The sequence below is a fragment of the Pseudoalteromonas sp. 78C3 genome, from assembly GCF_002836695.1.
GTDB lineage: Bacteria > Pseudomonadota > Gammaproteobacteria > Enterobacterales > Alteromonadaceae > Pseudoalteromonas > Pseudoalteromonas arctica.
The window spans coordinates 1-9,331 of the sequence record NZ_PJAV01000097.1 but is presented as its reverse complement, the minus strand read 5'-3'; the positions used below and the strand labels follow the sequence as shown (position 1 = coordinate 9,331).

Below are 9,331 nucleotides of genomic sequence, written 5' to 3'. Positions count from 1 at the left end.
TGTAGATAAAGAAGGTAATTGTAGAAATAACCCCCAAATTTTTAGTGGTTAAATCTATAAACCTTATATTTTTATTATCTTTCATCTAATCAGTTCGGGTTGATTTTATATATTTAGCCTACCTAAGAGATTCCTTTTGGTCAAACGCAGAGTAATACCCAGATTAAAGCAGTGCTTGCTCGGTTGTTATTTATAATACTGCCAAGAATAAATTGAGTCCGAGGGTCTAACCTTATTAGCTAAGAAATGTAATATGACTTTGGCCTTAAGGCTATGCATAGATTTCGGGCTAAAGCCCGACGCGCCAGCAAGCTAGGCGCCTACAGTAAACACTACATATAACTAGCTTTGTGTGTGCTCATTGTATTGGAGATCCGTTGGGTTTCGTGTCACTCAACCCAACCTATGCAGCTATAAACATGAGCCTAGCGCTAAATAAATCACTGTTAATGATTACGGCTTTAAAAGTCGCTTTTCTGGATTGTTTAAGTACTTTAAGCCAATGGTAACTATGCGTGTATGCACCATTGTTATAACGCGTATTTGCACATTACCAATAACAACAATATCGCCTTTACTGACTTCTCCTGAAAGCTTTTGGTTGATCACTTCTTCCAAGCTTATCTCTTCTGGGGCGTCTATTTGCATGTGATAAGAGTAAAATATATCGCCTACCAACGTTACCCCTTTCACTTTAAGTTCGTTGTGCGCTAAATGGCTATCTTGATGGTTTGTTTTATCGGTTGCTGTAAAAACTAAATCAACAAAAGGTCTGTTATCTGGTTTTAAAACAACAAATAAGTGATCGTTTGGTTTTAACTTAGTTGAGCCTCGTGGCGGTATGATTGACGGACCCCGTGTGATCATAGCAACAACTACACTCTCAGGAAGTGCGGCATGTGACAAGCTGCGCCCAGAAACCCGAGAAACGTCACTTAAGGTGTATTCTACAATTTCTATATCAATATCGTTTAGTGCTGTAATTTCGAGCGTTGCAGCGGCTAGGTCGGGCGGCGGCTCTACTAAATTTAGTTTTTTAGCCATCCAAGGCATTGTTGAGCCCTGTAACGTGGCTGAAATTAACACCACGAAAAAAACAACATTAAAAATAAGTTCAGCCCCTGAAAGGCCAAATAGTAATGGGAATATAGCTAAAATAATGGGTACTGAGCCTCTAAGGCCAACCCAAGATACAAATAAGGTTTCGCGATTATTAAAGCCAAACAGTTTTAAAATAGGCGCTACAGCTAATGGGCGAGCAACAAAAATGAGTGCCAGTGCAATAAGCAGTCCTTCTAACCATACATCAACCAACGACGATGGGTTTATAAGGAGTCCTAATACAACAAACATGGTTATTTGCCCAAGCCATGCTAAGCCGTCATGAAACAGAAAAATACCGCGTTTATATACAAATTTACTGTTACCTAAAATCACGCCTGTTATAAATACAGCTAAAAACCCACTGCCGCCGAGCGTTGCAGAAAGGCCAAATGAAAGCAGTCCAAATGCGGTTACCATCACTAAATACAAACCCGATGCATTTAGTTTAATTCGATTAATAAACCAAACCGATATTTTACCAATTAAAAGACCACAAATAGCGCCAACACCCATTTGTTGAGCAAATAACTGTAGTAAACCCAGCCCTACTGGCATGTCATTAACGAGCATTTCGAGCAAACCAACCGTTAGAAAAATAGCCATTGGATCGTTCGAGGCACTTTCTATTTCAAGGGTCGATTTAAGCTTTTTATTTAAGTGAATGCCCGCACTTCGTAAAAGTGCAAACACGGCTGCAGCATCTGTAGAGCCAACAATGGCGCCCAGTAATACACCTTGTAATATGGGTAGGTCTAAAATATAAGTGGCCACAAGGCCTGTAATTACAGCGGTAAATAACACACCGATGGTTGCTAAAGCAGACGCGGGTTTCCACACTTGTTTAATTGAACTGGTGGGCGTTTGTAAGCCACCATCAAATAGAATAATAGCAAGCGCAAGAGTACCTAAAGCATGTGCGGCCTCTGCATTGTCGAATGAAATACCTGCAATACCGTCTTCACCTGCGAGCATACCTACAAGTAAAAATAGCACCAGTACAGGTAAGCCAACGCGTGCAGATAACTTGCTCGAGATCACTCCTAGTAAAATTAATATGGCACTAACGAGAATGATATTATCAATTGCAAACATAGTGTGGATTTACAGCCTTATATGAGTTGAAAAGTAAGAATTGCCAGCTATCAAAAAGCTTAAAGCTCATGCTATACAATAACCTAAAAAATATAAATACGGGTACTTAAGTCTATAATTAAATAGTTTTTCTAATAATTATAGAGCCTTTGAGTTTGATATTGCTTGGCTCTATATTAATTAGCTTTATTTATTTTGAAAACAAAAAAGCCTGCGATTAAGCAGGCTTTTGAGTATTTAAATAATCAAATTTTATAAAACAATAATGCTTGTTACTAAGTACGCTAAAAACGTAAGGCCACCACCAAATAAGGCATACGGTAGCTGCGTTTTAACGTGGGTGAGTAAGTCACACCCCGATGCAATAGCCGATACAGCGCTAGTGTCGGATATAGGCGAGCAATGATCGCCAAATATACCACCACCCAAAATAGCACCAACAACAAGCGATGGCGGTAAACCTAGCGCTTGAATAAGTGGCACGCCAATTGGGATTAATATGGCAAACGTGCCCCACGATGTACCCGTAGTAAACGACATAACTGCGCCGGTTAAAAACAGCACCGGTACGATTAAGTAAATAGGTAGGTAGTCGCCAACAAGCGACGCTACAAATACGCCAGTACCCAATTCTTTTAAGCTTGCGCCAAGTGTAAGCGAAAGCAGTACAATGGCGACCAGTGGCATTAATTCGCCCATACCTTTAAAACCGGTATCAACTAATTGATGATGGGTAAATTTACGTGAGCCAATCATTAAAAAGTAAGCGACAACAATGGCTAAAACCGTTGCATATAATACTGATTTAGAGCCGCTGCCCTCGGCTAATACACCATTACCGGTGTAATACATAAAGCCAACCATGCTGGTAATAAGCGTAATAAGCGGGATTAACATGTAACGCGCTTTAGAGCCTTTTACTTCTTCTTTTAAGTCAGTTGTTTGAAGCTCTAGTTTTTCTTCGGCTTCTTTCATCGGGCCATGCACTTTATCAAACGCGATGGTATAAAAAACAATGGCAAGGGTAATTATGGCGTAAAAGTTATACCCAACGCTGCCCCACAACACCGATACAGCCGACTCACCTAGCTCGTAGTTACCTAATAAACCAAGTACAAACGCACCCCAGCCATTAAGCAGAATTAAAATACACACTGGCGCACTGGTGCTATCAATAATGTAGGCTAGACGCGCTCGGCTCATTTTAAATTTGTCGAATAAGCCACGCGATAAAATACCTGAGGTAAGTACGCTCAAATTAGATTCTATAAACACTGCAATGCCGGTAAACATGGTTAAAAAGCCCACTTGGCGCTTACTTTTTGCAATACCTTTGTTCATTAACATATTAACCGTTGCTGCAACGCCGCCAGATTCGCGAATGTAGGCAAGCAGTGCACCAATTAAAATACTAAATATTAATATGCGTGTATTACCTGGCGAGCTGGCAACCGAAATAATACGTTCAATGGTATTTAAAAAAGTGTCAAACAAGCTATTACCTTCGCCCTGAAGGGCAAGTAAAAACTCAGAAGAAGCAACAGCAACAAGTAGCGCCATAATCACTTCTTTTCGCCAAAACACGATAGCAATCGCAATTAGCGGCGGTAAAATAGAATACCAATGCATAAAAAGTTAACCTTAATTATTAGCGAGTAAACCTCGCTTTGTACGCGTTTTAACGCTTATTTGTTAAGCCTAACAACATAAACCGGCTTAGTTTTATAGACCGCTTAGCTTAATGGATTGGCTTACTCAAGTCACCTGTAAATAAATCACTTAAGGTGGCACGGTTAGTACGTTTTAACCTATACGATAGCTTATTGATTTAGTAACGCTTCATAAATAAGCGACACCACCGATCCGTACTGTGCGGTTTCAAATTGTTTACCTGTAAATTCGTAACGTTTTAGCGAGCCTTTAATTGCACTATGGCGAGCATTAGTAAGTAAAACAATAGCCAAGTCGTAAGCGGGGTCGATTACGGTCACTGTACCCGTCCAACCTGTGTGGCCATAAGCCTGCGCGCTTGCATAAGGGCCAAAGTGCCAGCGCCTTGCTTGATTATTACCAGCAAACCTAAAGCCAAGCCCGTAAGTTTCGTCGCTGCTTTGCGGCGTTAAAAATTGCGCTAAGGCGCTTGTACTAAATAATTGTTGGTCGCCGTAGCCACCATTATTTAGTAATAGCTGGCAAAGCACGGCTAAGTCGTGAGCATTACTAAATAATCCTGCATGCCCTGCTACGCCATCAAGAGAATAGTAAGCGCGCTCATCGTGCACTTGTCCTTGTAAAACCCCAGTTCGAACATTATCAAACTTAATGCGCCCGTCTCGTGTGTTGCCGCTAAGCTCAGTGGCTGCAAATTGCTGTGGCTTAAAGCCTTTTTTAAGTGGATTAAATAACGTGTTAGTTAATTTTAGTGGCGCATACACTTGCTGCTCTAGGTATTCGTCAAGGGGCTGCCCTGTAATGCGCTCAATTAGTACGCCTAAAATCATGTAATCAATATCTGAGTAAACATGCTGCCCAGATGATTTACTACTAAAAGGCACGCTGGTAAGTAATAGCTGTTTGGTGGTTTTACTGTTTTGCGAATAAAACGCGTCGCCATTGCTGCCATCTTTACGGTGAAAGTCAAATACTGGCGGGTATCCGGCGCTGTGAGTGAGTAAGTCTTTTACTGTGCGCTTTGCTCGCCCTTCGCCTTTATATTCGCTTAGGTAGCTTTGCACGGGTTTATTAATATTTAACAGCCCTTCGCTTACTAATTTCATAAGTGCAAAGTTGGTGGCAAATATTTTGGTGTTTGAGGCAAGATCAAACAAGGTATTAGTTTGCATGGGCTCTGGACGAAGTAGCATTAAATCACTTTGCTGATATTGCTTTGCATCGCCATAGGCGGTTAATTTTATTAGCTCACCATTTTTAACAACGGCCAACACAGCCCCAGGAAAACCCGCTTTTATATCGCGTTCGATTAATGTATCTACTTCACTAAAATCTACGTGCTTTATTGGCTCATCGCTTAAAGTAGAAAATGCAAAACGTAGCGTTAAACTTGCACCAACAGGAAGAATATTTTCAACTTTAAAAGTATTAACACCATTGTGAGTATTTTTTGCCAAACTGTAATTGTATAGAGTGTTGGCGCTCAGTTGGCTAACGTCGAGCTTTTGATTATTAATATAAATATCGGCGCTTTGTGCGTTGTGGTTTTGTATTAATAATTGCCCGCGCCCTTTGTAAGCTTTAAACGTTCCTCGGTTATTTACATAAAACCGGCTACTTGGATTTACCTCAGGAAACGTTACAACCACTTGTGCATTAGGCAGCTCTACAAGTTGGCTCTTTGTAAGTGGTAGCACCGAGCGAATAGGCTCAGGTGGTGTACTACAACCCACAACAATAAGGCTTAACGCTGCTATAAATACTTTTTTTATATAACCACACCTTTGATTTTTTAAAGCAATAAACATGCTTAGCCCTTATTTATATAGCAAGTAAGGCGCTCTTTGCGCTTTAAATTGCGCAAGCCCCGCCTGCCAGCTTTGTTTTATTTTCGCTTCTGATTGCCCTGCTTCAATAGCTAAGCGCAATTTATTAGTACCCGCTAGTTTATCCATAAAGTCAGCGCGCTCAAAAAACGAGATGTTGCTTTTACTAAGCTCCGTGTACGCATTTATTAAGTAAGTTAAATTTAGGCCTGTGGTGTTTGCTTGTCTTAAATCGAGCCCTTGTACGGTTTGGTTTTTAAATTTAGGGTTTAAAGCAGCCCCTTTAATTGCACGCGGTGTAAAATTAAAATCACCTAATGCAACTGGCGAATAGCCAATTACTTGAAATGCAAAGTCGGTGCCTCTACCAATACTGATAGGTGTTGCTTCAAAAAAGCAAAGTGATGGGTAAAGTGCAATGGCTTGATCGTTAGGTAAATTAGGGCTGGGTTTTACAGGCAAGCTGTATGTACTTTTGCGAGTGTAATGATCAACAGGGATCACCGTTAATTTTAAATCGGGCGCTTTATTGATCCAGCCCTCGCCCTTGATCATTTTGGCAAGTTCGCCAACGGTCATACCGTGTAAAACAGGTATTGGGTGCATGCCTACAAACGATTTAAATTCTGGCTCTAATATTGGCCCATCAACGTAGGCAATATTTGGGTTGGGTCTGTCGAGTACTAAAAATTCTATCCCCTGCTCTGCAGCGGCTTCCATCATGTAGTGCATAGAGCTTATGTAAGTATAAAAACGCACTCCGACATCTTGAATGTCAAAAATAATCACATCAACATCAGCTAAAGCAGCTCGGCTTGGTTTTTTATTTTTACCGTAAATAGAAATAAGCGGAATACCGGTTTTGCTATCAACGGCATTTTTTACATGCGCGCCCGCATCGTGATCGCCGCGAAAGCCATGCTCAGGTGCAAAAATTTTAGTTATGTTTATGCTTTTAGCCAGCAGAGCATCTACTAAGTGAGTTTGCCCTATAATTGATGTTTGATTGACTACTAGCCCTACACGTTTATTTTTTAACTGCGGTAAATATTTAGCATATTGCTGCGCACCTACCACAAGTGAGTTATTGGCTTTGTTGGCTTGTGCGCTGGAAATAAAAATAGCGCTAAAAATAAAAAATAACGTAATAAATAGGGCTTTAAACATACTGCAATATCCTTTTAAACAAGGCGTTTAAAATAACATAGGTAATATTAAAGAGCAGCTTTAGAAAAGGTTAAGTGGGCTTAGATATAGTGATTAGAAGCTGGCGCTTCTCACGCGAGCAAGCTCAGCGTCTACAACGAATAAATAAAACTCGGAGTTTAGATTTAAAGATTAGAGCTAGTTTCACTTGAAAATACCACCTCTCATTTTAAGCTTAAAGACCGTATTTAACCTTCTTAGAGCTAAACGCTTCTAGTTATTTAATTTCTTGGTCAATGAACCACTTAAAGATCTATTCCACAAAGAGAAGCAAAAGAGAAGTAAATGAGAAGACATAAGCCCGGGTTTATTAGTTTAGCTTAGCTTTATTACTACCTCTAAAAGCGCAGCGCCTCTTAACCTCTTCGTGAATAAATTACTTATTTCTGGCGTTGCCAATGAATAAAATCTTATAAATTATACTTTGAGGGGGGAATAGAAGCTGTCGCTTCCCACGCGAGCAAGCTCAGCGTCTACAACGGATAAATAAACTCGGAGTTTGGATTTAAAGATTAGGGTTGGTTTTACTTGTAGGCGTGCAGCTTGCTGACGCGACGAGCAAAGCTCGTAAATGTATTGTGCTGTGAGTTTATTCAATTAGAAGCTGGTGCTTCTCACGCGAGCAAGCTCAGCGTCTACAACGAATGAATAAACTCGGAGTTTGAATTTAAGGATTAGGGTTGGTCTTACTTGTAGGCGTGCAGCTTGCTGACGCGACGAGCGAAGCTCGTAAATAAAGTATCAGTTATATCAGTGGTAAGTAATTAGAAGCTAGCGCTTCTCACGCGAGCAAGCTCAGCGTCTACAACGGATGAATAAAACTCGGAGTTTAGATTTAAAGATTAGAGCTGTTTCTACTTATAGGCGTGCAGCTTGCTGACGCGACGAGCAAAGCTCGTAAATAAAGCATCAGTTATATCTGTGGTAAGTAATTAGAAGCTAGCGCTTCTCACGCGAGCAAGCTCAGCGTCTACAACGAATGAATAAGCTCGGAGTTTAGATTTAAAGATTAGGGCTGGTTTTACTTGTAGGCGTGCAGCTTGCTGACGCGACGAGCAAAGCTCGTAAATAAAGTATCAGTAATTAGAAGCTAGCGCTTCTCACGCGAGCAAGCTCAGCGTCTACAACGGATAAATAAACTCGGAGTTTAGATTTAAAGATTAGGGCTGGTTTTACTTGTAGGCGTGCAGCTTGCTGACGCGATGAGCAACGCTCGTAAATAAAGTATCAGTGATTAGAAGCTTCCGCTTCTCACGCGAGCAAGCTCTGCGGCTACAGGAGTGGTAGTATACATTTCACTTTATTTCAGGCACAAAAAAACCGACTTAATGTCGGCTTGTTTATGAAAGTGGTGGGCGCAGGAGGATTCGAACCTCCGACCGCTCGGTTCGTAGCCGAGTACTCTATCCAGCTGAGCTATGCACCCACTTTCATAGATTGCTTATTTAAACTCTAAGCAGAGCGTATAAATTCAGACATAAAAAAACCGATTTCCATCGGTTTATTTTTCTTACACTTAAAAGTGTATGAAAACATGAAAGTGGTGGGCGCAGGAGGATTCGAACCTCCGACCGCTCGGTTCGTAGCCGAGTACTCTATCCAGCTGAGCTATGCACCCACTTTCATTTTTACTATTACTTGTTTTTACTCTAAGTGAGAGTCTATAAAGTGGTGGGCGCAGGAGGATTCGAACCTCCGACCGCTCGGTTCGTAGCCGAGTACTCTATCCAGCTGAGCTATGCACCCACTTTATAGTTTACTTATTTTAACTCTAAGTAGAGCTTTTGCTTATTTAGACTCTAAGCAGAGTTATTAAAGCATGGTGGGCGCAGGAGGATTCGAACCTCCGACCGCTCGGTTCGTAGCCGAGTACTCTATCCAGCTGAGCTATGCACCCATACTTTAAAACTTTACAAAACACGCCATTAAAAGAAATGGTGGAGAGGGAGGGATTCGAACCCTCGATAGAGCTACAAACTCTATACTCCCTTAGCAGGGGAGCTCCTTCGGCCACTCGGACACCTCTCCGTCTTGTGGGGCGTATAATAAAGATTTCAGAAAATATGTCAAACACTTTTCTACCAAAAACGACTATATGGTTATAGATTGCACATATGCTTGGTTTAAAAGTGTAATTAGTTTGAAATTTAAGCGGGTTACGTATTTTTATTTGAAGGATTAACACCTAGCACAGGAACTAAGTCATCAGTTAACTGAGCCAAATACTGTTCTTGGTAACCTAATTGTTGAAATTCAGCAATACAAGCACGGTAGTAAGCATTTCTTTCTTGCTCTGATGTGCATTCTTCTGATAAATCATCTACTCGTTTGTCTTTCATACTATTATTCTAAGTCCTTTAAGAATCTATATTTAACTGCTAAATACCAAGCAGTGTAAATTTCGTGCGTATTCTAGCTAAAACCTTTACATA

Annotated in this window: 5 protein-coding genes and 5 tRNA genes; all 10 read right to left on the bottom strand. The window is 40.8% G+C overall.

The features are described from left to right. Nucleotides 1-453 precede the first annotated feature (453 nt). The 10 genes from CXF76_RS02580 to CXF76_RS02535 all read right to left on the bottom strand — a co-directional run bounded on the left by CXF76_RS02580 (nucleotide 454) and on the right by CXF76_RS02535 (nucleotide 9,238). The gene (locus CXF76_RS02580; protein WP_101162986.1) at nucleotides 454-2,196 is read right to left on the bottom strand and encodes a potassium/proton antiporter; all 1,743 of its coding nucleotides are present in this window, start codon (nucleotides 2,194-2,196) and stop codon (nucleotides 454-456) included. 252 nt (nucleotides 2,197-2,448) lie between these two features. Then, complete coding sequence (locus CXF76_RS02575) at nucleotides 2,449-3,825, bottom strand: Na+/H+ antiporter NhaC family protein (protein WP_039488351.1); 1,377 nt, start codon at nucleotides 3,823-3,825, stop codon at nucleotides 2,449-2,451. 191 nt (nucleotides 3,826-4,016) lie between these two features. Further along, the gene (gene pbp4b / locus CXF76_RS02570; protein WP_024590091.1) at nucleotides 4,017-5,675 is read right to left on the bottom strand and encodes a penicillin binding protein PBP4B; all 1,659 of its coding nucleotides are present in this window, start codon (nucleotides 5,673-5,675) and stop codon (nucleotides 4,017-4,019) included. A gap of 9 nt (nucleotides 5,676-5,684) precedes the next feature. Then, nucleotides 5,685-6,860, bottom strand: coding sequence for an exo-beta-N-acetylmuramidase NamZ family protein (locus CXF76_RS02565; RefSeq protein WP_024590092.1), 1,176 nt, complete (start codon nucleotides 6,858-6,860; stop codon nucleotides 5,685-5,687). A gap of 1,388 nt (nucleotides 6,861-8,248) precedes the next feature. After that, nucleotides 8,249-8,325 (bottom strand) — tRNA-Arg (locus CXF76_RS02560). 115 nt (nucleotides 8,326-8,440) lie between these two features. Next, a tRNA-Arg gene (locus tag CXF76_RS02555) sits at nucleotides 8,441-8,517 on the bottom strand. A gap of 51 nt (nucleotides 8,518-8,568) precedes the next feature. Then, nucleotides 8,569-8,645, bottom strand: a tRNA-Arg gene (locus CXF76_RS02550). Nucleotides 8,646-8,719: 74 nt separating this feature from the next. Next, nucleotides 8,720-8,796 (bottom strand) — tRNA-Arg (locus CXF76_RS02545). 38 nt (nucleotides 8,797-8,834) lie between these two features. Next, nucleotides 8,835-8,927: transfer RNA gene (locus tag CXF76_RS02540), tRNA-Ser, on the bottom strand. A 128-nt stretch (nucleotides 8,928-9,055) separates the two neighbouring features. Then, nucleotides 9,056-9,238: a hypothetical protein gene (locus tag CXF76_RS02535; RefSeq protein ID WP_010553261.1), complete on the bottom strand. Its 183-nt coding sequence runs from the start codon at nucleotides 9,236-9,238 to the stop codon at nucleotides 9,056-9,058. Between the last annotated feature and the right edge of the window lie 93 nt (nucleotides 9,239-9,331).

Excerpts from the sequence above, each read along its gene's own strand:
- CXF76_RS02575 (WP_039488351.1), bottom strand. The coding sequence starts at position 3,825 with ATGCATTGGTATTCTATTTTACCGCCGCTAATTGCGATTGCTATCGTG.
- CXF76_RS02565 (WP_024590092.1), bottom strand. The coding sequence starts at position 6,860 with ATGTTTAAAGCCCTATTTATTACGTTATTTTTTATTTTTAGCGCTATT.
- CXF76_RS02580 (WP_101162986.1), bottom strand. The coding sequence starts at position 2,196 with ATGTTTGCAATTGATAATATCATTCTCGTTAGTGCCATATTAATTTTA.
- CXF76_RS02535 (WP_010553261.1), bottom strand. The coding sequence starts at position 9,238 with ATGAAAGACAAACGAGTAGATGATTTATCAGAAGAATGCACATCAGAG.
- pbp4b (WP_024590091.1), bottom strand. The coding sequence starts at position 5,675 with ATGTTTATTGCTTTAAAAAATCAAAGGTGTGGTTATATAAAAAAAGTA.